Source organism: Huaxiibacter chinensis, from assembly GCF_022171985.1.
Classification (GTDB): Bacteria; Pseudomonadota; Gammaproteobacteria; order Enterobacterales; family Enterobacteriaceae; genus Enterobacter; species Enterobacter chinensis_A.
Genome location: NZ_JAJVHF010000002.1, coordinates 22,879 through 45,556 on the forward strand (window position 1 = coordinate 22,879; position 22,678 = coordinate 45,556).

The window sequence follows — 22,678 nt, forward strand, 5'->3', positions numbered from 1 at the left end:
CCGGGCACCTTACAAACGCCGCAACAGTCTCGCCGGATTGCCCGCGTAAACACCTTTCTCGGTGATCGACTTTGTCACTACGCTTCCCGCCCCAATCACCGCCCCGTCGCAAATCGAGACAGCCAGAATGGTGGCCCCGCTGCCTATCGACACATCATTCCCCACGTGAATATGTCCCCAACTGCGCCGGTCGGCATTGGGTTTACCGTCGCGGAACATATCGTTGGCGAACATCACCCCATGGCCGATGAAACAGCGATCGCCGACGGTGACGTATTCGCAGATAAAGGTATGGGACTGAATTTTGCTGTCGGCCCCGATGCAAGTGTTAGCCTGAATCTCCACAAACGGGCCGACGAAAACGTTATCACCCAACGCACAATCATAAAGATTGGCGGGTTCATATATGACGACATTTTCACCGCAGCTCACGTTGCGAATGGCCGCCTGACGCTGTTCTGACATGGGTCTCCTCAGACAGGTTTTAACATGATGTGCACTGTACGGATTTACGTTGCTGATAAAAGCGAACCACAGGCAACATGCCACAGCGCGTAAGATAACATCATTAAAAAATATAGATCTCCGTCACATTTTTGCGTTATACAGGAGCCTTGATCTGAGATTGAGGTGCTTTATGTCATCCCTGACGCGTCCGCGTGTTGAATTTATCGCCACCATCCTCCAGACCATTTTGAGTCTGGGCCTGTTGAGTCTTGGCCTGATACTGATCGTCTTTCTTGGAAAAGAGACGATACATCTGGCCGATGTACTGTTTGCCCCTGAGAGAACCAGCAAATATGAGCTGGTGGAAGGGCTGGTGGTTTACTTCCTTTACTTTGAATTTATTGCCCTGATTGTGAAGTACTTTCAGTCGGGTTTTCACTTCCCACTGCGCTACTTTGTCTATATCGGGATCACGGCCATTGTCCGGCTGATCATTATCGATCACACCTCTCCCATGGACGTGCTGATCTACTCGGCGGCGATCCTGATTTTGGTGGTCACCCTGTGGCTGTGTAACTCGCAGCGACTGAAACGTGAATAAAAAAATGGCGCTCCGAAGAGCGCCAAACAACAGTCACAGTAAAGGGTTAATACAAGTTGAGGATAACAGTGGCATAGAACAATGAAACTTAACCTTTCACACCGCCCGCCGTCAGGCCGTTGACCAGCCAGCGCTGGGCCAGCAGGAACACCACGGTAATCGGGATAGCGGAGAGCACAGCCGCCGCGGCAAAGTCGCCCCACAGGTAGTTTTGCGGGTTGAGATACTGCTGCATCCCCACCGCCAGCGTGTAGCTATTCACATCACGCAGCAGCAAAGAGGCCACCGGCACTTCGGTGATGGCCGCGATGAACGACAGAATAAACACCACCGCCAGAATCGGCACGGACAGCGGCAGCAGCACCAGACGGAACGCTTGCCATGGCGTCGCGCCATCCAGCGCAGCGGCCTCTTCCAGCGAACCGTCGATGGTTTCGAAATACCCTTTGATGGTCCAGACGTGCAACGCGATACCGCCCAGATAGGCAAAGATCACGCCGCCATGGGTGTTCAGGCCGATAAACGGAATGTACTGGCCTAAGCGGTCAAACAAGGCATACAACGCCACCAGCGACAGCACCGCCGGGAACATCTGGAAAATCAGCATCCCTTTCAACAGGGTCGCTTTACCCGGGAAGCGCATGCGGGCAAAGGCGTAAGCACAGGTCGTGGAGAGCGCGACAATCCCGATCGCGGTAATGCCGGCCACCTTAATCGAGTTCCACAGCCACAACAGGACCGGGAACGGCGGCGGGGTTACGCGACCATCCGCGTGCTCCACGCTAAAACCTAATGCCAGGCGCCAGTGCTCCCAGGAGATCTGATCCGGGATCAGGCTCCCGGTGGCAAAGTTACCTTCGCGCAGGGAGATAGCGATAACCATCAGCAGCGGGAACATGATGGCGGCGATAAAAATAAGCAGCCCCAGGTGCGTCGCGAGGAGGCGCAGTTTTTGAGATTTGGGTTGGACCATAGCCATGTTCAATGCCCTCCTTAGTCGAATTTCATGCGTGTGGCTTTCAGGTTCACAATGGCCAGCGCGCCTACCAGCAGGAAGATCAGCGTGGCGATGGCGGCTGCCAGGCCGAAGTCCTGCCCGCCGCCGCCCTCAAAGGCGATACGGTAGGTGTAGCTCACTAACAGGTCGGTATATCCGGCGGGCGTAGTGGTCCCCAGGCGGTCCGGGCTGCCGTTGGTCAGAAGCTGAATTAACACAAAGTTGTTAAAGTTAAAGGCGAAGCTGGCAATCATCAGCGGCGTCAGCGGCTTGATCAGCAGCGGGAACGTAATCTTAAAGAAGTTCTGGAACGGGCCTGCGCCATCCATCGCCGAGGCTTCGTACAGATCGTCCGGAATCGCTTTCAGCAGGCCCATGCACAGGATCATCATGTATGGATAGCCGAGCCAGGTGTTAACGATAATAATCATGCTGCGGGCGGTGGTCGGGTCGCTGAACCAGGCGGGCTTGATACCAAACAGCGCGCCAAGCATCATGTTGATCTCGCCAAAGCTCTGGTTAAACAGCCCTTTGAAGATCAGAATCGAGATAAACGACGGCACCGCATAAGGCAGTATCAGCAGCACGCGGTAAATGGCTTTGCCTTTAAGCGATTCCCACTGCACCACGCATGCCAGTACCATACCCACGGCAACGGTCAGGATGACGGTTAAGACAGAGAACACGACCGTCCAGACAAAGATAGCGAAGAAAGGTTTCTGGATGCCTTCATCGGTAAACACACGGGTGAAGTTATCCCAGCCAATCGTCACGGTATAACCCGGGCTGAGCTTGTCATCGCCCCAGTTTCCGTCGGCATTGATGGACTGGTAGAAGCCAATGTCATTGTTCGGGCGGTACTTCACGCCGCTTTGATTGTTGGTCAGCGTACCGTCATCCGCCAGCGTATACAGCGGGCGGGTACCGGAGAACTGACGCAGCGAGCTCATAATGACCTTGCTGTCATCTGGCAGTACGGCGGTCAGCTGGGTTAAGGCCTGGCGATTCTGAGTGATGATGCGCAGGTTGGCGCGATCGCCTTCCGGCAGCGCGTCGGCCTCTTTCAGCTTCAGCTTCTGCTCACCGCCAAATTTGAAGGCGTCGGAGAGATAATGTTTTCCGCTTTCCCCGTCAGTCAGCGCCAGTGTCCACTCGTCACCGTCAGGGTATAAGCCAAAGTTGAAGGTCTTTCCCGCCTGATACGAACGGTCCATCAGCACCTGTTGGGCGCGTTCCTGGGCGAGCTGGTTGGTACTGCTGTAGTTGGTAAACGCAATGGCAATGGTACAAATCAGGGGGAAAAGAACAAACAACCCCATCCCCGCCACGCCGGGATAAACATAGCGCCACGCGTAGGCTTTACGATTGGCAAAAATATACAGGCCAACTGAGCTTAAAATCAGCGTCATGATGGCGAACAGGTACTCCCCTTGTACGTACATTAAAACAACAAGGTAACCCACCAGTAAGCCAAGCAAACCAATCACTGACCATTTCAGCGTGTCGCTTTGCCACCAGTGTTTCTTTTTAATGACATCCATGGGGTTCTTCCTCTACTGCGTTTGATCTTTTCTCCCTCTCCCATAGGGAGAGGGAACTGCGGTCTTACTTAGTAATACGACCCTGTGCGTCTTTCAGTGCAGCATCAACGGTCTGACGACCGCTTGCCGCGTTGATGACGGCGGTACGAGTGGCATACCAGAACGCCGCCATCTGCGGGATGTTCGGCATGATTTCGCCTTTCTGGGCGTTATCCATGGTGGCAGCAATGCGTGGGTCTTTCGCCAGGGTATCCTGGAAGGACTTCAGCGCCACGGCACCCAGCGGTTTATCCTTGTTCACTTCCTCCAGACCCTGATCGGTCAGCAGGTAGTTTTCCAGGAACTCTTTCGCCAGCTCTTTGTTCGGGCTGGCCGCGTTAATCCCCGCGCTCAGCACGCCAACGAACGGTTTAGACGGCTTGCCTTTGAAGGTTGGCAGCAGGGTAACGCCGTAGTTGATTTTGCTCTTGTCGATGTTGGTCCAGGCCCACGGACCGTTAATGGTCATCGCGGTTTCGCCTTTGTTGAACGCCGCTTCTGCGATGGAGTAGTCGGTATCCGCGTTCATGTGTTTGTTTTTGATGAGATCAACCAGGAAGGTCAGGCCCGCTTTCGCACCTGCGCTGTCCACGCCCACATCTTTCACGTCATATTTGCCGTTTTCGAATTTGAACGCGTAACCGCCGTCCGCTGCAATCAGCGGCCAGGTGAAGTACGGTTCCTGGAGGTTGAACATCAGGGCACTCTTACCTTTTGCCTTCAGCTCTTTATCCAGCGCCGGGATCTCTTCCCAGGTTTTCGGCGGGTTAGGGACCAGGTCTTTGTTATAAATCAGAGACAGGGCTTCAACCGAAATTGGGTAGGCGATCAGCTTGCCGTTATAGCGCACTGCATCCCAGGTGAACGGGAACAACTTGTCCTGGAACGCTTTATCAGGGGAGACTTCTGCCAGCAGGCCAGATTGTGCATAGCCGCCGAAACGGTCATGCGCCCAGAAGATAATGTCTGGGCCGTCGCCCGTTGCAGCAACCTGCGGGAATTTCTCTTCCAGTTTGTCAGGGTGTTCAACGGTGACTTTGATACCGGTGTCTTTCTCGAATTTTTTACCCACTTCGGCCAGGCCGTTATAGCCTTTGTCGCCGTTAATCCAGATAACCAGCTTACCTTCTTCAATTTTGGCGAGAGCCGGTGCGGAAATCATCATTGCTGCCAGGGCGGACAATGCGAAAACGCGTGCGCCAGTCTTGATCTTCATATCTGCCATCCTTTTTGGTGATGTGCTCGTGGTATGACTTCAGTGGTTCAACGTGGCTCAGTTTCCTTATTTGACATCATCTTTCCATCCTCCCAGGCCCTACGCCCCACCCCCGCGTTGCGTGATCTCTGTCGCATAAATTTAAGTTATGAGTCCTGGCGCACATAAAAGCGCAGTGAATTTTGCAGGTGGCGTCACGATTTTCGTCTGAGCCCGCCCGCAGCGGGGGCAGAGCCTTCTCTCTCATCCTCCCGTCTCCTCCCCCATAAAAAACAGTGGGGGTGGAGGATTCACGGAAGTAATGGATCCCCCATAGTGAACTTATCTTGAATGTGTCTGTCGGTGACAGGTTGTAACGAAGGGAGAAGGGCATGGCGAGCGTACAGCTGCGTAATGTAACGAAAGCCTGGGGCGACGTAGTGGTGTCTAAAGACATCGATCTGGACATCCACGAGGGTGAATTCGTGGTGTTTGTCGGTCCGTCAGGCTGTGGTAAATCGACTCTGCTGCGTATGATTGCCGGTCTCGAAACGATCACCAGTGGCGATTTGTTCATTGGTGAAACCCGCATGAACGATATCCCTCCCGCCGAGCGTGGTGTCGGCATGGTATTCCAGTCCTATGCCCTCTATCCCCACCTGTCCGTTGCGGAGAACATGTCCTTCGGCCTGAAGCTGGCTGGCGCCAAAAAAGAGGTGATCGGCCAGCGCGTTAACCAGGTCGCCGAAGTGTTACAGCTTGCCCATTTGCTGGAACGTAAGCCAAAAGCGCTCTCCGGCGGTCAGCGTCAGCGCGTCGCGATTGGCCGTACGCTGGTGGCTGAGCCGCGCGTGTTCCTGCTCGATGAACCGCTTTCTAACCTGGATGCGGCACTGCGTGTCCAGATGCGTATCGAAATCTCCCGTCTGCACAAACGCCTTGGGCGCACGATGATCTACGTCACCCACGATCAGGTCGAAGCGATGACGCTGGCCGACAAGATTGTGGTGCTGGACGCCGGTCGCGTGGCGCAGGTGGGTAAACCGCTTGAGCTTTATCACTACCCGGCTGACCGCTTTGTTGCGGGCTTTATTGGCTCGCCAAAGATGAACTTCCTGCCGGTAAAAGTGACGGCGACAGCGATAGAACAGGTACAGGTGGAGTTACCGAACCGTCAGCAAGTCTGGCTGCCGGTGGAGAGCACCAACGTACAGGTCGGGGCGAATATGTCCCTGGGTATCCGTCCTGAGCATTTACTGCCGAGCCACATCGCAGATGTGACCCTGGAAGGCGAAGTTCAGGTCGTCGAGCAACTTGGTCACGAAACACAGATTCATATCCAGATCCCCGCCATCCGTCAGAACCTGGTTTACCGCCAGAACGACGTGGTGTTGGTAGAAGAGGGTGCCACATTCGCTATCGGCTTGCCGCCAGAGCGTTGCCATCTGTTCCGCGAGGATGGCACCGCATGTCGTCGGCTGCACAAAGAGCCTGGCGTTTAAGCAATCCCAAAAGAAGACACGAAACCGACAGGTGAAGTGTTCAAAGAAAAGCAATGATCTCAGGAGATAGAATAATGATTACTCTGCGCAAAGTCCCTCTGGCAATCGCCATTACGGCAGGCATCCTGTCTGCCCAGGCGGGTGCTGTAGACTTTAAAGGTTATGCTCGTTCCGGCATTGGCTGGACCGGGAGTGGCGGTGCTCAGCAGTGTTTTCAGGCAACCGGTGCTCAAAGTAAATACCGTCTGGGTAACGAATGTGAAACCTATGCGGAATTGAAACTGGGCCAGGAAGTGTGGAAAGAAGGCGATAAGAGCTTCTATTTCGACACTAACGTTGCTTACTCTGTGGCACAGCAGAATGACTGGGAAGCCACCGACCCGGCTTTCCGTGAAGCTAACGTGCAGGGTAAAAACCTGATCGAATGGCTGCCAGGCGCCACCATGTGGGCTGGTAAGCGCTTCTATCAGCGTCATGATGTTCATATGATCGACTTCTACTACTGGGATATTTCTGGTCCTGGTGCGGGTCTGGAAAATATCGACCTGGGCTTCGGTAAACTGTCTCTGGCAGCAACCCGTTCCACCGAAGCGGGCGGTTCTTCGACCTTTGCAAGCAACAATATCCGTGACTTCACCACCGATACTGCGAACGACGTGTTCGACGTACGTCTGGCTCAGATGGAAATTAACCCAGGCGGCATGCTGGAACTGGGTGTTGACTATGGCCACACGAACGTAAACGACGACTACTACCTGCAGCCGAAAGCATCGAAAGACGGCTGGATGTTCACTGCAGAACATACCCAGAGCATGTTGAAAGGCTATAACAAGTTCGTCGTTCAGTACGCGACTGACTCTTTGACTTCTCAAGGCAAAGGTCTGGCTCAGGGTGCAGGAATTGGCCTTGGTAATGATGATACCGACGGCAAACTGTATGGTTATGGCGTCAACAACAACGGTAGCCTGCTGCGCATCCTCGACCACGGCGCAATTTCACTGGCTGACCGCTGGGATCTGATGTACGTCGGTATGTATCAGGATATCGACTGGGATAATAACAACGGGACTAAGTGGTGGACCGTCGGTGTGCGTCCAATGTTTAAATGGACGCCTATCATGAGCACCCTGCTGGAAGTGGGTTACGACAACGTCAAATCGCAAAAAACTGACGAAACCAACAACCAGTACAAAATCACCCTGGCGCAACAGTGGCAGGCAGGCGACAGCATCTGGTCTCGTCCGGCTATCCGCGTCTTCGCTACCTATGCGAAGTGGGATGAGAAATGGGGCTATGACAAAGCGGGTAGCCCGATTTCTACCAGCTCTGATTACAACTCCAACTTCGGTATGCAGACCGCAGGCCTTGGCCGCGGTGACAACGACGAGTGGAGCTTCGGTGCTCAGATGGAAATCTGGTGGTAAGTCGTCAGATCTGACGTAATGACCTAAAAGAGGGGCGCAAGCCCCTCTCTCCTTAGGGCGCTGCGCGCTATTGCCTGGCCACCGTGGTGCTCGCTGCTTTCAGAGGTAACAATAATGAAAATGAATAAAAGTCTCGTCGCGCTGTGCCTCTCTGCGGGGCTGCTGGCCAGCGTGCCAGCGATAACGTTAGCAGAGGTGAATTTCGTCCCTCAAAACACAACGGCTGCACCTACTGTTCCTGCTGCAGCACTGCAGCAACTGACGTGGACACCAGTTGATCAATCGAAAACCCAGGCCACCCAGCTTTCAACCGGTGGGCAACAGCTGAATGTGGCTGGCATCACTGGCCCGGTAGCCGCTTATAGCGTCCCCGCCAATATTGGTGAGCTCACCCTGACGCTCTCCAGCGAAGTAAACCAGCAGACCAGCGTTTATGCACCGAACGTGCTCATTCTGGATCAAAACATGGCGCCCTCGGCTTTCTTCCCGAGTGAATACTTTACCTATCAGGAACCGGGTGTCATGAGCGCCGACCGCTTGCAGGGCGTTATACGCCTGACGCCTGCGTTAGGGCAACAAAAAATCTATGTGCTGGTATTTACCACCGAAAAAGACTTACAAAAGACCACAACGCTTGTTGATCCCGCGAAAGCTTATGCGAAAGGTACAGGAAACTCCGTACCGGATATCCCGGACCCAATTGCCCGCCACACAACCGATGGCCTGCTCAAGCTCAAAGTGTCCACCAACAGCGCTTCCAGCGTCCTGGTTGGCCCGCTGTTCGGCTCTTCAGGACCGGGTCCGGTGACCGTGGGTAACACCGCCGCACCTGTTTATGCAGCACCCGCTGCCGCGCCGGTTGCTTCTTCCGCCGCTCCAGCCCCTGCGAAGAAAGCTGAGCCTGTGCTGAACGACACCGAAACTTACTTTAACAATGCCATCAAGCAGGCCGTCGCACGCGGTGATGTCGACAAAGCGTTGAAATTGCTTGATGAAGCCGAACGCTTAGGTTCGACCACTGCCCGTTCCACCTTTATCAGCAGTGTAAAAGGCAAGGGGTGACCGTCTCCCCACAGTGCTGATTTTGTCAGTAGTTTAGTGCGCCTGTTCAGGCGCACTTTTTTTGGCGCGCTTCGCGGTGTTGCATCCCTGTTGCGATAATGTTCGCTAAACCATCTTTGCCCGCCCCCATTCTTACTTTCTGCGATACAATGACGTTACGTTATGTACTGGAGAGTCTGGCATGTCACACCCCGCGCTAACGCAATTGCGTGCGCTGCGCTATTTTGACCAAATACCTGCGCTTGACCCGGAGCAGCTCGACTGGTTGCTACTGGAAGATTCCATGACCAAACGTTTTGAGCGTCAGGGCGTTAACGTTACGGTGACCCTCATTCAGGAAGGTTTCGTCGGATCTGAAGCCATTGCCAGCGAACTGCCGCTACTGCCAAAGGAAGATCGCTACTGGCTGCGTGAAATCCTGCTTTGCGCCGACGGCGAGCCCTGGCTTGCAGGACGCACCGTGGTGCCTGAATCGACGCTCACTGGCCCCGAACTCGCGCTGCAACAGTTGGGCAAAACGCCGCTGGGACGCTATCTTTTTACATCATCTGAACTCACCCGCGATTTTATTGAGATTGGCCGCGATGCCGATCTGTGGGGGCGTCGTTCCCGCCTTCGCTTAAGCGGAAAACCGTTAATGCTGACGGAGCTGTTTTTGCCTGCATCGCCGTTGTACTGGGAGGAAAACAAGAAATGGAGTGGAGTCTGACGCAGACTAAATTACTGGCCTTTCATCGGCTTATGCGCACGGATAAACCTATCGGTGCGCTGTTGTTGCTGTGGCCGACGCTGTGGGCGCTGTGGGTTGCGACCCCCGGTTTACCCCCGCTGTGGATCCTGGCGGTTTTTGTGGCGGGTGTCTGGCTGATGCGCGCGGCAGGCTGCGTGGTCAATGATTACGCGGACCGGAAATTCGACGGGCATGTAAAACGTACCGCCAACCGTCCCCTGCCAAGCGGACAAGTCACCGAAAAAGAAGCGCGCAACTTGTTTATCGTGTTGGTATTGCTCTCTTTCCTGCTGGTGTTAACGCTCAATACCATGACCATCCTGCTCTCCGTCGCAGCGCTGGCGCTGGCGTGGGTTTATCCGTTTATGAAGCGTTATACCCATCTGCCGCAGGTGGTACTGGGGGCTGCATTCGGCTGGTCAATTCCGATGGCGTTTGCCGCCGTCAGCGAGTCTGTACCGCTTAGCTGCTGGCTCATGTTCCTGGCAAACATTCTGTGGGCGGTCGCTTACGATACCCAATATGCCATGGTTGATCGTGACGATGACCTGAAAATCGGCATCAAATCTACGGCCATTTTGTTTGGTCGCCATGACAAGCTGATCATCGGGATATTACAGGTTGCCGTACTGGCGCTGATGATTGTGATTGGCCGCCTGAACGGTCTCGACTGGGCGTTTTACGCATCGGTGCTGGTGGCGGGATTACTCTTTGTGTACCAGCAGACGTTGATTGCGAATCGTGAACGCGAAGCCTGCTTCAAAGCCTTTCTGAATAATAACTACGTGGGCCTGGTGTTGTTTTTAGGGCTGGCGGTGAGCTACTTCTCATAACAGCGAGGTGGTACGCTCATAAAAAAACGGCAGCCTGAGGTTCAGGCTGCCGTTTTACTGTATTCACCTTTTACCGATGGTTAAGGTGGGCGCTGCAAATATCACTCGCCCTGCGTCGCGCTCTCAATCGTGAGACGTACATCAGAGGTAATCAGCTCCGCCAGCATCTGGTAAACCTTCATGGTTTCCCCAGGTTCGGCATCCCCTGTATCACTGATATAGCCTTCATCACGCAACGTTGACACCAGCGAGCTAAACACCGCCTTATCGAAGAATTCCGGCGCATTGATACCGTGCAGCACGGAAAGACGTTGCGCCAGCGTGCGGCTCTCTTTTTCCAGGGTGCCACGGTTAATGGACGGATTCGCACTCAGCAGCCAGAAGGTAATGGCGTAGCGCTGCAGCGTTTCACGCGCCCCCGCGGCCAGCAGCTGCAGGGTGCGGGAGCGGGCCGGGTTGATATGCAGTTCGTCTTCTTTAACGCTAATCAGGCCCTGGCGCAGCAGCTCTTGCGTCAGTTTATCCAGCTCAGCGGCCAGCTCAACCTGATTCCAGCGCAGGAACAGCTCCGTTTTCAACATCGGATAGAGTGTCTCAACGTGGCGCAGCAGTTCCTGACGGGAAATACGACGATGCTGGGTAATAATTGCCGCCATTAAAGAAGGCAGCATCAGCATATGAGCGATGTTGTTACGATAGTAGGTCATCAACACGGCCTGCTCACGCGGCAGGATGATGATGTCGCCGATGGTGTCCTTCTCGACTTCAAACTTGTTCATCTGCAACGCATGATCGATCAGGCCGCTTGCCGTGGTGGACGGTACCGTTGAATCGTTGGCATAGGGCACGTTGCGCATGATATCGAGATAGCAGTCGATCTGCTCGGTCAGCTGTTCACGCGTTAGCGAACGCTGACGGGAGGCCAGCAGCGCCGTACAGCACAGGTTCATGGCGTTAGCCGCCCCTGCGTTGTTGATTCGCACCATCAGCTCAGCCGCAATACCGTTTACCGTCGGTGTTAGCCAGGCGGGACGAACGGCTTCGATTGGATCGATAGACTCACGCCACTCCGGAACATGATTGTTCAGGTAGGTCATGAGCTGCATCGGCTCACCAAAGTTCACGTAGCCCTGACCGAGATTGCGCAACTTGCTCAAACCTTTCAGCATCTGAGGCAGGCTCTCTTTCTCTTTGGTCGCGCCGCGGAGTTCTTTGGCGTATGTGCCTACTTCCATCACGTGCTCGTAGCCAATATAAATGGGCACCAGCGTAATGGGACGCGTACCGCCACGAAGCATGGCCTGAATGGTCATCGACAGCGTGCCGGTCTTCGGATCGAGCAGACGGCCCGTACGCGAGCGTCCGCCTTCGACGAAATATTCCACGGAATAACCGCGGCTGAACAACTCGCCCAGATATTCGCGGAATACGGTGGAGTAGAGCTTATTACCCTTGAAGGTACGACGGATAAAGAACGCACCCAGACGGCGGAAGATCGGGCCAGCTGGCCAGAAGTTCAGGTTAATCCCTGCCGCAATGTGCGGAGGCACCAGCCCCTGGTGATAAAGAACGTAGGAGAGCAGCAGATAGTCCATGTGGCTGCGGTGGCAGGGCACATAAACAATCTCGTGACCGTCGTGCGCAAGCTGACGTACCCGCTCGGCGTTATTGACGTTGATCCCCTGATAAAGACGGTTCCAGGTAAAGCTCAGGATACGGTCTGACAGGCGAATCATTTCGTAGGAGAAATTCGCCGCAATCTCTTCCATCAACGCGATGGCGTTTTGCTGCGCTTTCTCATGGGAAATTTTCTTGCTGCGCGCTTCGTCTTCCACGGCGCGGGCAATCGCTTTTGACGCCAGCAGTTTGTTAAACAGATCCTGTCGCGCGGGCAGGCTTGGCCCAACGGCAGCCAGCCGCTGACGGGCAAAGTGCATGCGAGCGACGCGCGCCAGTTTTTGCGCAATGATCTTGTCTGTTCCGTGCTCGTCAGCCATTCGGCGTAAAGAGACAGAAGGCGAGAAGCGTACAAAGCTGTCGCGGCCGAGCCAGGAGACAGCAAAGAACTTCTGGACCCCGTTAAGCATGCGCAGCGGTGGGTTTTCCTCACCTTTTTGACGGCCCGGGCGACGGCCAAACATCACCGACACAGGCACCATCTGCACATCGAGATCGGGATTGCTGCGATGCAGGTCCAGATAGTCGTGGAACAGTTTGACGGACTCTTCTTTTGGCGTGTAATAGGTGAACACGCGTGGCCCACCGTGGATGAAGACGTAGCGCGGTAACAGCGCACCGTCGATCTCCAGCGGTTCCATCGGATCGGGCAGGTCATGCGCCAGGCACTGGGCGCGGAGCGTTAACAGGTCTGCCTTCGAGTTGTAAGGCAAAACGTACATAATGGGGCGTGACGTATCCAGCCCCAATTCCAGCGCGGGTTCCGCCGGGATAGACTTACTTTTTACCAGAACGCTTAATGGTAAATTAAGTAATTTGTAGTAAATTCGTGGCCAGCCAGACATAAAGGATGTAAAGCCTCTGGTTAATAATGCAATTGCGGCGCAAAGGATAACAGAAAGCGCGCAACATTTCTGTTGTTACCCGTCATACTTCAGACGGCGGCGAAACGCGCCGCCGCTATAGTTACTGACGCTAAATCTAAGAAAAGGTTCTTTTAATGGCCAATAATACCACTGGGTTAACCCGAATCATCAAAGCTGCCGGTTATTCATGGAAAGGTTTCCGTGCGGCATGGATCAATGAAGCTGCTTTCCGTCAGGAAGGGGTAGCGGCCATCGTGGCAGTGATTATCGCCTGTTTCCTTGATGTTGACGCCATTACCCGCGTTCTGCTGATTGGTTCTGTACTTTTGGTGATGATAGTGGAAATTCTTAATAGCGCTATCGAAGCGGTGGTCGACCGGATTGGTTCCGATTTTCACGAGTTGTCCGGTCGCGCAAAAGATATGGGCTCCGCCGCTGTGCTTCTGGCCATTATTACTGCGGTTATCACCTGGGGCACGCTTCTTTGGTCACATTTCCGATAAGCCTCGAGAAATAATTAAGTCCCTGGTTTTTTGTGCACTTTTTGATTCCAAATTCGCCTTTAACTGTATATACTCACAGCATAACTGTATATACACCCAGGGGGCGGAATGAAAGCGTTAACGACCAGGCAGCAAGAGGTGTTTGATCTCATTAGGGATCACATCGGCCAGACGGGTATGCCACCTACGCGTGCGGAAATCGCACAGCGACTGGGCTTCCGTTCTCCAAATGCGGCTGAAGAACATCTTAAGGCCCTGGCGCGTAAAGGCGCGATTGAAATCGTGTCTGGGGCGTCGCGTGGTATTCGTCTTCTCGTTGAAGAAGAGACGGGGATCCCGCTGATAGGGCGTGTTGCGGCAGGTGAACCCCTGCTGGCACAACAGCATATTGAAGGGCATTATCAGGTTGACCCTGGCATGTTCAAACCCAGCGCTGATTTCTTACTGCGCGTTAGCGGTATGTCCATGAAAGACATCGGAATTCTGGACGGCGATTTGCTGGCCGTGCATAAAACTCAGGATGTTCATAACGGACAGGTTGTGGTTGCGCGTATTGACGATGAAGTGACGGTCAAGCGCCTGAAAAAACAGGGTAACTCTGTACAGCTGCTTCCGGAAAATAGCGAATTTTCACCGATTGTAGTCGACCTGCGCGAACAGAGCTTCTCCATTGAAGGGCTGGCCGTGGGCGTCATTCGCAACGGTGAATGGCTGTAATCTCTTCCTGACAGGTTGCGGTACGTCCGCAACCTGACTCTCTTTATTTCTGCTCCGGACATTTCTCATGTCTCTGCTGACACCTTCAGACAAGGCATTGTGGCGTCTTGCTCTCCCAATGATTTTCTCCAATATTACCGTCCCTCTGTTAGGGCTGGTGGATACGGCTGTCATTGGCCATCTTGATTCCCCCATTTATCTCGGTGGCGTAGCGATTGGCGCAACGGCAACCAGCTTCCTTTTTATGCTGCTGCTCTTCTTGCGCATGAGCACGACGGGGCTTACGGCACAGGCTTTTGGCGCGAAAGATCCTTTACGTCTGGCGCGTGCGCTGGTGCAACCCCTGATTTTAGCGCTGGGTGCCGGGCTATTGATTGTGCTGCTGCGCGCCCCGCTGATTAATCTGGCTTTGCATATCGTTGGAGGCAGCGACGCGGTGCTCGAACAGGCCCGCCGCTTTCTGGACATCCGTTGGCTGAGCGCCCCCGCCTCTCTGGCAAACCTTGTCCTGTTAGGCTGGCTATTGGGCGTTCAGTACGCCCGCGCACCGGTGATTCTGCTGGTTGTCGGCAATCTTCTGAATATCGTCCTCGATCTGTGGCTGGTGATGGGGCTGCACATGAACGTGCAGGGCGCCGCGCTGGCAACGGTCGTGGCAGAATACGGCACCTTTTTCTTAGGGTTGTGGATGGTGAAACGTGTGCTGGTCATGCGTGGGATAACCGTCACTGTCCTGAAAAACGCCTGGCGTGGGCAGGTTCGCAAGCTGCTGGCGCTGAATCGCGACATTATGCTGCGCTCTCTGCTGCTGCAACTCTGTTTTGGCGCATTGACCGTTTTCGGGGCACGCTTAGGCCCTGAAATCGTGGCCGTGAACGCGGTGTTGATGACGCTGTTAACCTTTACCGCCTACGCGCTGGATGGTTTTGCCTATGCCGTTGAGGCCCACTCCGGCCAGGCGTATGGCGCAAATCAGGCGGGGCAGCTGCAGGACGTCTGGCACGCAGCCTGTCGCCAGTCCGGCCTGGTCGCGCTGGCATTTGCGCTGATCTACGCCCTGTTTGGCAGCAACATTGTCGCGATGCTCACCTCTCTACCAGAGCTGCGCGCACTGGCAAGCCACTACATCGGCTGGCAGATTGTCCTGCCGGTTGTCGGAGTCTGGTGTTACCTTCTGGATGGCATGTTTATTGGCGCAACGCGCGGGGCGGAAATGCGCAACAGCATGGCGGTTGCGGCGGCGGGCTTTGCGCTAACGTTGCTTACGCTTCCTTATCTGGGCAACCATGGCTTATGGCTGGCTCTGGCCGTATTTCTTGCTTTACGCGGGCTGTCGCTGGCGCTGGTCTGGCGTCGTCACTGGCGAAATAACACCTGGTTTACGTAGCGGTCTCGTTTGCGCAAATGGTTAAAGATTCTGAATAACGAAACAGGTTCCCGATCCTCATCTACAATTATTATCACGTCCAGCATGAAATGAACGTTACGGACGAGACGAATTTACGTGATACCTGAACGATGAGGATATGATTATGAATAAAGACGAAGTCGGCGGTAACTGGAAGCAGTTCAAAGGTAAAGCGAAAGAACAGTGGGGTAAGCTGACTGACGATGACATGACGGTCATCGAAGGGAAACGCGATCAGCTGGTCGGTAAAATTCAGGAACGTTACGGATACCAGAAAGATCAGGCCGAGAAAGAAGTCGGCGAATGGGAAACGCGTAACGACTATCGCTGGTAAGCGATATTTTCCCGACATGACTACCCAACGTACAAGGACGTACAGCTAAGAGGGCGGCGATAAGCCGCCCATTTTTTTAGCGCGGTTTTTTCTTTACCAGAATTGAGTGATCGTGCTGACACTCTCCCTGATGAGAACACGCTTCCACTTCCACACAGTTGGAACACAAGCCATGCGCTTCAATCACATTATGGCGAAGAGCAAAGCCCATTTTGGCTGCCAGCGTGTGAAGAATATCTTCTACTCCCTCAGCCCCTTTCTCCTTCACCGAACCACAGCGATCGCAAATAAACATGGCGGACGTGTGCGTAGGCTGATCAAAAAGATGGCACAGCACATAGCTGTTCGTTGATTCCACCTTGTGAACAAAACCCTGCTCAAGCAGAAAATCCAGCGCCCGATACACCGTGGGGGGTTTAGCCTGAGGCTCGCTCTCGCGCAGGAGATCGAGCAGGTCATAGGCGCTGATGGCATTTTGTTGCAGGCTCATCAGACGCAGAACTTCAAGGCGCTGCGGAGTCAGGCGCACATTGCGTTGCGCACAGAGCTTTTCAGCTTGCGCGAGAAGCTCCTGCGTAGTGGTCTTATCCATTAAGCACCTCGAATAATAATTGGCTGTAAGCCCCCACTTTATCATGTTCTGCTAAAAACGCCGAGATCCGACGCCATGTGCTATACATGACGCAACGCACTTATGGGCAATAACATCATGAAAAGACCTGAATGCATAAAACACTGGCGCGATGTCGAGGGCGCGGATGATTCAACCTATCCAGACAGCGACGAACTTTTTTCCATCGGCGCGCCGTTAGCTCGCAGGCTGGGGCTCGGGCGTCTCGGTATCCATCATGAACGGCTGCCGCCAGGGCGGCGCACCTCGTATCCCCATGCGGAAAGTGACGAAGAAGAGTTCATCTACGTGTTAGAAGGGTATCCGGAGGCGTGGATTAACGGCTATTTATGGAAACTGGAACCGGGCGACAGCGTGGGCTTTCCGGCCGGGACCGGGCTGTGTCACACCTTTATTAATAATACCGACGAAGAGGTGCGCTTGCTGGTAGTGGGGGAGGCCAACAAGAAACAGAACCGCATCTACTACCCGCTCAACCCGGCGTACGCCGCCAGTCGTCAGGACCGCTGGGTGGATCATCCGCCGCAATTTTTTGGCCCGCACGATGGAAAACCTGGGCGAAAATAACATCCTCTTCTATAAATATTGAGGGCCATCACAGAATACAACAGGCCAACCGGAAGATTTAACTTAGGGAAATAGCAGGTCTTTTTGTACTTATTCACAGCAATAGTTCGCTCCTGTTTGGGTGATAACTGACAGGGGGATATTTAATAACAGACTATAAGATGAGAATACTGTGAAAAAACATTTTAAATTTTCGGTGGTTAGCATTGCTGTCTCTCTGTTTATGGCAAATCAGGCGGGAGCAGCCAATACCTGGACGGAATCGCGTAGTGATGCAATGGGCGGCACGGGTGTGGCGTCAGGCAGCTACGGCAGTGGGGCGTTAATTAACCCCGCATTGCTGGCGAAGGCGAAACCTGACGACGATGTGACCGTCATTCTGCCTGCCGTCGGCGCGCAAATTACGGATAAAGACAATCTTCAGGATGAAATCGATAAGATCAACGATAAAATCAATCGCTATCAGGACGTGATTGATAACCTCACGCCCGGCCAAATCATTACCAATCCTTTAGGATCGATCAATCAGTTTCAGGGCGCGGCAAAGGATCTGGCCGATGAGCTGGATTTCCTGAAAGGAAAAACCGCACGTGCGACAGCAGGCGCTGGTCTTGCCGTCTCGATTCCTAATGATGTGCTCTCCGTCGCTTTCATGGCTAAAGGCTATGCGCACGGGCGCGTGAGCTCGTCTATCGATCAGCGGGATATCGACTATCTTCGCGGCATCCAGCGAAGCGACGTGGTCGCAGCGGGCGTCGCGCTGGATGCGGCGATCAACGGAACCGACCAGATTACCAAAAACCTCAACTCCACGGCGTCTGGCCGCGCGGCAATTGTGTCTGACTATGGTATTGCTGTGGCTCGTCAGTTTGAGCTGGGTGGCGTCCCGGTCTCGGTCGGTGTAACACCAAAACTGCAAAAAACCTGGGTCTATAACTACACCACGTCTATTTATGACTACGACAGCAATAAATGGAACGACAGCCGTTACCGTACCGACGACACCGGCTTTAACGTGGATGCGGGTATTGCCGCAGACTTCGGGGAGCACTGGACCGTTGGCGTGAGCGGGCAGAACCTGATGTCGCGTGATATCGACACCAAAGATGTCCGTATCCGCAACGGTCGAACCGGTGAGGTGGTGAGCTATAAAGATACATACCAGATTCGCCCTCTGGTGACCGCCGGGGCGGCCTGGCATAACGATCTTGTCACCCTGACGGCGGATGGCGATCTGACGGAAACCAAAGGATTCAAAAGCGAAGATACCTCCCAGTACGTTGGCGTGGGCGCCGAGGTCACACCGCTCAGCTGGCTGGCCGTTCGCGCCGGTTATCGTGCTGATGTGAAGGGGAATGACAGCAACGTCTTCACCGGCGGTGTCGGTTTTGCACCCTTTAATACCGTGCATGTCGACCTGATGGGCCTGTATGGCGAGGACGAAACCTGGGGGGCGGGCGCACAGTTAAGCGTCACCTTCTAAGCAAAACCGGAGGCCATGCGCCTCCGGCTTTTCTTATGCTATAGTAGCGCCCCTTTTCCAGCAGATGCTTAAAACTTCGCCATGTCGTCAGAATCTCAGTCAACTTTCCCTGCACATCGTTTTTCCATCGCGCCGATGCTCGACTGGACGGACAGACACTGCCGCTACTTCCTGCGCCAGCTCTCCCGCCATACGCTGCTCTACACCGAAATGGTGACGACCGGGGCGATCATTCACGGTAAAGGCGACTATCTGGCCTACAGCGAAGAAGAACATCCTGTCGCCTTGCAGCTGGGCGGCAGCGATCCGGCGGCACTCGCCCACTGTGCGAAACTGGCCGAAGCGCGTGGCTACGACGAGATAAACCTTAACGTAGGCTGCCCTTCCGATCGCGTACAAAATGGCATGTTCGGCGCGTGTCTGATGGGCAATGCGCAGCTTGTGGCGGACGGGATCAAAGCCATGCGTGACGTGGTATCTATTCCCGTGACGGTCAAAACCCGTATCGGCATCGATGACCAGGACAGCTACGAGTTCCTGTGTGATTTTATCGATACGGTAGCCGGAAAAGGCGAGTGCGAGATGTTCATCATCCACGCTCGTAAAGCCTGGCTTTCTGGATTAAGCCCAAAAGAAAACCGTGAAATCCCGCCGCTGGATTACCCGCGCGTATATCAGTTAAAGCGCGATTTCCCGCACCTGACGATGTCGATCAATGGCGGCATTAAATCCCTCGATGAGGCCAAAGCGCACCTGGAGCATATGGATGGCGTGATGGTCGGACGCGAGGCGTACCAGAATCCCGGCATTCTGAGCACCGTCGATCGTGAAATCTTTGGCGTTAACGGCGCGGATAGCGATCCTGTCGCCGTGGTGCGCGCAATGTATCCCTATATTGAACGTGAACTCAGTCAGGGTACCTATCTGGGGCATATCTCCCGGCACATGCTCGGCCTTTTCCAGGGGATCCCTGGCGCACGTCAGTGGCGTCGCTACCTGAGTGAAAATGCCCATAAACCCGGCGCGGACATCAATGTGCTTGAGCATGCGCTGCGTCTGGTCGCTGATAAACGATAAATTTCACTTAATTTTCGTCAATTTCACCAGGGCCTGTCAGATATGACAGGCCTTTTTTGTCCTTTTTCAATGAGTTAAAATTGGCATGATTCTTGTAATAGCCTTTACATCATTCGGGTATTACGTGGGAGAGAACCATGCTTGAACTACTTTTTGTATTAGGATTTTTTGTCATGCTGATGGTTACGGGTGTCTCACTGCTGGGCATTATGATCGCAATGGTTGTGGCAACCGTGGTGATGTTCATTGGCGGGCTCTTTGCCCTGACGATTAAGCTGCTGCCGTGGTTGCTGCTGGCGATTGCGGTTGTGTGGGTTATTCGGGCGATTAAATCACCAAAAATCCCGACTTATCAGCGCAATAAGCGATTCCGTTACTAAGGTATTGAGGGGTTCGTCACATACCTGCAACTTTTCCGGCAGCATTGCTTAGAACAGAATAGGATTTACTTATTGAATCTGTCACTATGACTGCCGCTAAAGAATTCATCGAGCTGTACCCTACATACAGCCGAACTAAAAAAAGAAAGGGCTTCCCCACGGGAAGCCCAATTTCTTTTTTAGGGTCAGGGAATAAGCAGGCTCGATCCTTCCGTTGCCCGGCTCTCCAGCACTTCGTGCGCACGCCGTGCCTCTCGTAACGGATACTTTTGGGCGTCGGCCACATCCACCTTAATGACTCCGCTTGCAATCAACGAGAACAGCTCATTGCTGGCTTCCTCCAGCTCTTCACGCGTGGTGATATAGCCTTGCAGGGAAGGGCGCGTGACGTACAGCGAGCCTTTCTGATTGAGGATGCCGAGATTCACACCGGTCACGGCGCCTGAGGCGTTGCCAAAGCTCACCATCAGGCCACGGCGCTGCAAACAGTCGAGCGAGGCTTCCCAGGTATCTTTCCCCACCGAGTCATACACCACGCGCAATTTCTTGCCGCCGGTGATCTCTTTGACCCGCTCGGCAATGCTCTCTTCACGATAATTAATCACCTGCCAGGCGCCTGCCTGTTGCGCCCGCTGGGCTTTTTGCGCGCTCCCCACGGTGCCAATCAGTTTTGCTCCCAGTGCTTTCGCCCACTGGCAGGCAATCAGCCCCACGCCGCCCGCGGCCGCGTGAAACAGGAATGGCTCGTCCGGTTTGATTTCGTAAGTTTTACGCAGCAGATAAAAGACGGTCAGCCCTTTCAGAAAGGAAGCAGCGGCCTGCTCAAACGAGATCGCATTGGGCAGCAGGGCGGCTTTGTCGGCCGGAACGTTGTGAACGGAACTGTAAGCGCCCAGCGCCGACTGCGCATACACCACCCGATCGCCTTCTTTAATATGCTTCACGGCGCTGCCGACCTTCACCACCACGCCTGCGGCTTCGGTTCCTAATCCGCTCGGCATCGAGGGAGGCGGATACAGGCCGCCGCGAATATAGGTGTCGATGTAATTAATACCGATGGCTTTATTTTCCACCTGGATTTCGGTTTCGCCAGGCGCCGCGGGGGTAAACTCAACCGCATTAAGTACCTCGGGACCGCCATGCTTGTGAAATTCAATACGCGTTGCCATGCTTCCTCCATAAGAAAATGTGGTAATCTTTCGACCCACTCTTTATCTCGGTAACTCCATTCACTATGGCAGGAAACAAACCCTTCAACAAACAGACTGAACCTCGCGAACGTGATTATCAGGTCGCCGGGTTAAAAGTCCCGCCGCACTCGATTGAAGCGGAACAGTCGGTGTTGGGCGGTTTAATGCTGGACAACGAGCGTTGGGACGATGTTGCCGAACGCGTGGTGTCCGAGGACTTTTATACCCGTCCGCATCGCCATATTTTCACTGAAATGGCACGCCTTCAGGAGTCGGGCAGTCCGATTGACCTGATCACGCTGGCAGAATCCCTGGAGCGTCTTGGTCAGCTGGACAGCGTTGGTGGCTTCGCCTATCTGGCTGAGCTCTCTAAAAATACGCCAAGTGCAGCGAACATCAGTGCCTATGCGGATATCGTGCGCGAACGCGCCGTTGTCCGTGAGATGATCGCGGTCGCTAACGAAATCGCCGAAGCGGGCTTTGATCCCCAGGGCCGCACCAGCGAAGATCTTCTCGACCTGGCTGAATCACGCGTCTTTAAAATTGCGGAAAGCCGCGCCAATAAAGACGAAGGGCCTAAAAATATTGCGGATGTGCTCGACTCGACCATTGCGCGTATTGAACAGCTCTTCCAGCAACCGCACGACGGCGTAACGGGGGTAAATACCGGTTACGACGATCTGAACAAAAAAACCGCGGGCCTGCAGCCGTCCGACCTGATTATCGTTGCGGCGCGTCCGTCGATGGGTAAAACCACGTTTGCGATGAACCTCGTCGAAAATGCGGCGATGTTGCAGGATAAACCGGTTTTAATCTTCAGTCTTGAGATGCCCTCCGATCAGATTATGATGCGTTCTCTGGCATCCCTGTCGCGTGTGGATCAGACCCGCATTCGTACCGGCCAGCTAGACGATGAAGACTGGGCGCGTATCTCCGGCACTATGGGCATTTTGCTGGAAAAACGTAATATTTATATCGACGATTCCTCTGGCCTGACGCCGACGGAAGTGCGTTCCCGCGCGCGGCGTATTGCCCGCGAACACGGTGGCATCGGTCTTATCATGATCGACTACCTTCAGCTGATGCGTGTACCTTCGCTGTCGGATAACCGTACCCTGGAAATTGCCGAAATTTCGCGCTCGCTCAAGGCGCTGGCGAAAGAGTTGCAGGTGCCCGTCGTGGCCCTTTCGCAGCTTAACCGCTCGCTGGAACAGCGCGCTGATAAGCGCCCGGTTAACTCCGACTTACGTGAATCAGGCTCCATCGAGCAGGACGCCGACTTAATCATGTTCATCTACCGTGATGAGGTGTATCACGAAAATAGCGACATGAAAGGGATCGCCGAAATCATTATTGGAAAGCAGCGTAACGGTCCTATCGGGACGGTACGTCTGACCTTTAACGGGCAATGGTCGCGCTTTGATAACTACGCGGGCCCTCAGTACGATGATGAGTAATTTCTAAGGAATTCAAC

At 54.2% G+C, this 22,678-nt stretch carries 22 protein-coding genes; 15 read left to right on the plus strand and 7 right to left on the minus strand.

Annotation, left to right across the window (positions count from 1 at the left end):
- Positions 1–9 precede the first annotated feature (9 nt).
- Complete coding sequence (locus tag LZP96_RS05925; RefSeq protein WP_064324421.1) at positions 10–465, minus strand: acyltransferase; 456 nt, start codon at positions 463–465, stop codon at positions 10–12.
- Between the two features lie 172 nt (positions 466–637).
- Between LZP96_RS05925 and psiE the strand changes: the two genes are divergently transcribed.
- The gene (gene psiE, locus LZP96_RS05930) at positions 638–1,048 is read left to right on the plus strand and encodes a phosphate-starvation-inducible protein PsiE (protein WP_064324422.1); all 411 of its coding nucleotides are present in this window, start codon (positions 638–640) and stop codon (positions 1,046–1,048) included.
- 88 nt (positions 1,049–1,136) lie between these two features.
- Here psiE and malG read toward each other — a convergent pair whose 3' ends face one another.
- From malG to malE, 3 genes are all read right to left on the minus strand, one after another.
- The gene (gene malG / locus LZP96_RS05935; protein ID WP_064324423.1) at positions 1,137–2,027 is read right to left on the minus strand and encodes a maltose ABC transporter permease MalG; all 891 of its coding nucleotides are present in this window, start codon (positions 2,025–2,027) and stop codon (positions 1,137–1,139) included.
- 14 nt (positions 2,028–2,041) lie between these two features.
- Entirely contained in the window at positions 2,042–3,586 is a 1,545-nt protein-coding gene (gene malF, locus LZP96_RS05940; protein WP_064324424.1) for a maltose ABC transporter permease MalF, read from the minus strand.
- 64 nt (positions 3,587–3,650) lie between these two features.
- Positions 3,651–4,841, minus strand: a complete 1,191-nt coding sequence (malE, locus tag LZP96_RS05945) for a maltose/maltodextrin ABC transporter substrate-binding protein MalE (protein ID WP_064324425.1) — start codon at positions 4,839–4,841, stop codon at positions 3,651–3,653.
- Between the two features lie 371 nt (positions 4,842–5,212).
- Between malE and malK the strand changes: the two genes are divergently transcribed.
- From malK to ubiA, 5 genes are all read left to right on the plus strand, one after another.
- The gene (gene malK / locus LZP96_RS05950; protein ID WP_064324426.1) at positions 5,213–6,322 is read left to right on the plus strand and encodes a maltose/maltodextrin ABC transporter ATP-binding protein MalK; all 1,110 of its coding nucleotides are present in this window, start codon (positions 5,213–5,215) and stop codon (positions 6,320–6,322) included.
- A gap of 71 nt (positions 6,323–6,393) precedes the next feature.
- Positions 6,394–7,746, plus strand: coding sequence for a maltoporin (locus LZP96_RS05955; RefSeq protein WP_064328049.1), 1,353 nt, complete (start codon positions 6,394–6,396; stop codon positions 7,744–7,746).
- 114 nt (positions 7,747–7,860) lie between these two features.
- Positions 7,861–8,808, plus strand: coding sequence for a maltose operon protein MalM (malM, locus tag LZP96_RS05960; RefSeq protein WP_064324427.1), 948 nt, complete (start codon positions 7,861–7,863; stop codon positions 8,806–8,808).
- Between the two features lie 181 nt (positions 8,809–8,989).
- The gene (gene ubiC, locus LZP96_RS05965; protein ID WP_064324428.1) at positions 8,990–9,517 is read left to right on the plus strand and encodes a chorismate lyase; all 528 of its coding nucleotides are present in this window, start codon (positions 8,990–8,992) and stop codon (positions 9,515–9,517) included.
- Positions 9,502–10,371 (plus strand): 4-hydroxybenzoate octaprenyltransferase, encoded by an 870-nt coding sequence (gene ubiA / locus LZP96_RS05970; RefSeq protein WP_064324429.1) that lies wholly within the window; start codon positions 9,502–9,504, stop codon positions 10,369–10,371. Before ubiC ends, ubiA begins: the two co-directional genes overlap by 16 nt.
- Positions 10,372–10,472: 101 nt before the next feature.
- Here the strand turns inward: ubiA and plsB are convergent, their stop codons facing one another.
- Positions 10,473–12,893: a glycerol-3-phosphate 1-O-acyltransferase PlsB gene (gene plsB / locus LZP96_RS05975; RefSeq protein WP_064324430.1), complete on the minus strand. Its 2,421-nt coding sequence runs from the start codon at positions 12,891–12,893 to the stop codon at positions 10,473–10,475.
- A gap of 155 nt (positions 12,894–13,048) precedes the next feature.
- Between plsB and LZP96_RS05980 the strand changes: the two genes are divergently transcribed.
- From LZP96_RS05980 to LZP96_RS05995, 4 genes are all read left to right on the plus strand, one after another.
- The gene (locus LZP96_RS05980; RefSeq protein ID WP_064324431.1) at positions 13,049–13,417 is read left to right on the plus strand and encodes a diacylglycerol kinase; all 369 of its coding nucleotides are present in this window, start codon (positions 13,049–13,051) and stop codon (positions 13,415–13,417) included.
- Positions 13,418–13,525: 108 nt separating this feature from the next.
- The gene (lexA, locus tag LZP96_RS05985; RefSeq protein ID WP_064324432.1) at positions 13,526–14,134 is read left to right on the plus strand and encodes a transcriptional repressor LexA; all 609 of its coding nucleotides are present in this window, start codon (positions 13,526–13,528) and stop codon (positions 14,132–14,134) included.
- Between the two features lie 67 nt (positions 14,135–14,201).
- The gene (gene dinF / locus LZP96_RS05990; protein WP_064324433.1) at positions 14,202–15,521 is read left to right on the plus strand and encodes an MATE family efflux transporter DinF; all 1,320 of its coding nucleotides are present in this window, start codon (positions 14,202–14,204) and stop codon (positions 15,519–15,521) included.
- 145 nt (positions 15,522–15,666) lie between these two features.
- Positions 15,667–15,876: a CsbD family protein gene (locus LZP96_RS05995; RefSeq protein WP_064324434.1), complete on the plus strand. Its 210-nt coding sequence runs from the start codon at positions 15,667–15,669 to the stop codon at positions 15,874–15,876.
- Between the two features lie 76 nt (positions 15,877–15,952).
- Here the strand turns inward: LZP96_RS05995 and zur are convergent, their stop codons facing one another.
- Positions 15,953–16,468 (minus strand): zinc uptake transcriptional repressor Zur, encoded by a 516-nt coding sequence (gene zur / locus LZP96_RS06000; RefSeq protein ID WP_064324435.1) that lies wholly within the window; start codon positions 16,466–16,468, stop codon positions 15,953–15,955.
- Positions 16,469–16,585: 117 nt separating this feature from the next.
- Here zur and LZP96_RS06005 point away from each other — a divergent pair, with 117 nt between their 5' ends.
- The 4 genes from LZP96_RS06005 (at position 16,586) to pspG (ending at position 20,014) form a co-directional block, all read left to right on the plus strand.
- Positions 16,586–17,074: a cupin domain-containing protein gene (locus LZP96_RS06005; RefSeq protein ID WP_258925739.1), complete on the plus strand. Its 489-nt coding sequence runs from the start codon at positions 16,586–16,588 to the stop codon at positions 17,072–17,074.
- A 223-nt stretch (positions 17,075–17,297) separates the two neighbouring features.
- Positions 17,298–18,557, plus strand: coding sequence for a conjugal transfer protein TraF (locus tag LZP96_RS06010; protein ID WP_374230093.1), 1,260 nt, complete (start codon positions 17,298–17,300; stop codon positions 18,555–18,557).
- A gap of 81 nt (positions 18,558–18,638) precedes the next feature.
- Complete coding sequence (dusA, locus tag LZP96_RS06015) at positions 18,639–19,634, plus strand: tRNA dihydrouridine(20/20a) synthase DusA (RefSeq protein WP_064324437.1); 996 nt, start codon at positions 18,639–18,641, stop codon at positions 19,632–19,634.
- Between the two features lie 137 nt (positions 19,635–19,771).
- On the plus strand, positions 19,772–20,014 hold the full coding sequence (gene pspG, locus LZP96_RS06020) for an envelope stress response protein PspG (RefSeq protein WP_064324438.1): 243 nt from the start codon (positions 19,772–19,774) through the stop codon (positions 20,012–20,014).
- Positions 20,015–20,199: 185 nt separating this feature from the next.
- On the opposite strand, the gene LZP96_RS06025 is transcribed toward pspG, so the two are convergent.
- On the minus strand, positions 20,200–21,183 hold the full coding sequence (locus LZP96_RS06025) for a quinone oxidoreductase (RefSeq protein ID WP_064324439.1): 984 nt from the start codon (positions 21,181–21,183) through the stop codon (positions 20,200–20,202).
- 65 nt (positions 21,184–21,248) lie between these two features.
- Between LZP96_RS06025 and dnaB the strand changes: the two genes are divergently transcribed.
- The gene (gene dnaB / locus LZP96_RS06030; RefSeq protein ID WP_064324440.1) at positions 21,249–22,661 is read left to right on the plus strand and encodes a replicative DNA helicase; all 1,413 of its coding nucleotides are present in this window, start codon (positions 21,249–21,251) and stop codon (positions 22,659–22,661) included.
- The last annotated feature ends 17 nt before the right edge of the window (positions 22,662–22,678 follow it).

What these genes read in the sequence shown, in the direction of transcription:
- dusA (WP_064324437.1), top strand. Translation starts at nt 18,639, where the DNA reads ATGTCGTCAGAATCTCAGTCAACTTTCCCTGCACATCGTTTTTCCATC.
- malG (WP_064324423.1), bottom strand. Translation starts at nt 2,027, where the DNA reads ATGGCTATGGTCCAACCCAAATCTCAAAAACTGCGCCTCCTCGCGACG.
- malE (WP_064324425.1), bottom strand. Translation starts at nt 4,841, where the DNA reads ATGAAGATCAAGACTGGCGCACGCGTTTTCGCATTGTCCGCCCTGGCA.
- LZP96_RS05925 (WP_064324421.1), bottom strand. Translation starts at nt 465, where the DNA reads ATGTCAGAACAGCGTCAGGCGGCCATTCGCAACGTGAGCTGCGGTGAA.
- malK (WP_064324426.1), top strand. Translation starts at nt 5,213, where the DNA reads ATGGCGAGCGTACAGCTGCGTAATGTAACGAAAGCCTGGGGCGACGTA.
- pspG (WP_064324438.1), top strand. Translation starts at nt 19,772, where the DNA reads ATGCTTGAACTACTTTTTGTATTAGGATTTTTTGTCATGCTGATGGTT.
- LZP96_RS05980 (WP_064324431.1), top strand. Translation starts at nt 13,049, where the DNA reads ATGGCCAATAATACCACTGGGTTAACCCGAATCATCAAAGCTGCCGGT.
- malF (WP_064324424.1), bottom strand. Translation starts at nt 3,586, where the DNA reads ATGGATGTCATTAAAAAGAAACACTGGTGGCAAAGCGACACGCTGAAA.
- LZP96_RS06005 (WP_258925739.1), top strand. Translation starts at nt 16,586, where the DNA reads ATGAAAAGACCTGAATGCATAAAACACTGGCGCGATGTCGAGGGCGCG.
- ubiA (WP_064324429.1), top strand. Translation starts at nt 9,502, where the DNA reads ATGGAGTGGAGTCTGACGCAGACTAAATTACTGGCCTTTCATCGGCTT.
- LZP96_RS06010 (WP_374230093.1), top strand. Translation starts at nt 17,298, where the DNA reads ATGGCAAATCAGGCGGGAGCAGCCAATACCTGGACGGAATCGCGTAGT.
- lexA (WP_064324432.1), top strand. Translation starts at nt 13,526, where the DNA reads ATGAAAGCGTTAACGACCAGGCAGCAAGAGGTGTTTGATCTCATTAGG.
- dnaB (WP_064324440.1), top strand. Translation starts at nt 21,249, where the DNA reads ATGGCAGGAAACAAACCCTTCAACAAACAGACTGAACCTCGCGAACGT.
- LZP96_RS06025 (WP_064324439.1), bottom strand. Translation starts at nt 21,183, where the DNA reads ATGGCAACGCGTATTGAATTTCACAAGCATGGCGGTCCCGAGGTACTT.
- malM (WP_064324427.1), top strand. Translation starts at nt 7,861, where the DNA reads ATGAAAATGAATAAAAGTCTCGTCGCGCTGTGCCTCTCTGCGGGGCTG.
- zur (WP_064324435.1), bottom strand. Translation starts at nt 16,468, where the DNA reads ATGGATAAGACCACTACGCAGGAGCTTCTCGCGCAAGCTGAAAAGCTC.
- psiE (WP_064324422.1), top strand. Translation starts at nt 638, where the DNA reads ATGTCATCCCTGACGCGTCCGCGTGTTGAATTTATCGCCACCATCCTC.
- dinF (WP_064324433.1), top strand. Translation starts at nt 14,202, where the DNA reads ATGTCTCTGCTGACACCTTCAGACAAGGCATTGTGGCGTCTTGCTCTC.
- plsB (WP_064324430.1), bottom strand. Translation starts at nt 12,893, where the DNA reads ATGTCTGGCTGGCCACGAATTTACTACAAATTACTTAATTTACCATTA.
- LZP96_RS05995 (WP_064324434.1), top strand. Translation starts at nt 15,667, where the DNA reads ATGAATAAAGACGAAGTCGGCGGTAACTGGAAGCAGTTCAAAGGTAAA.
- ubiC (WP_064324428.1), top strand. Translation starts at nt 8,990, where the DNA reads ATGTCACACCCCGCGCTAACGCAATTGCGTGCGCTGCGCTATTTTGAC.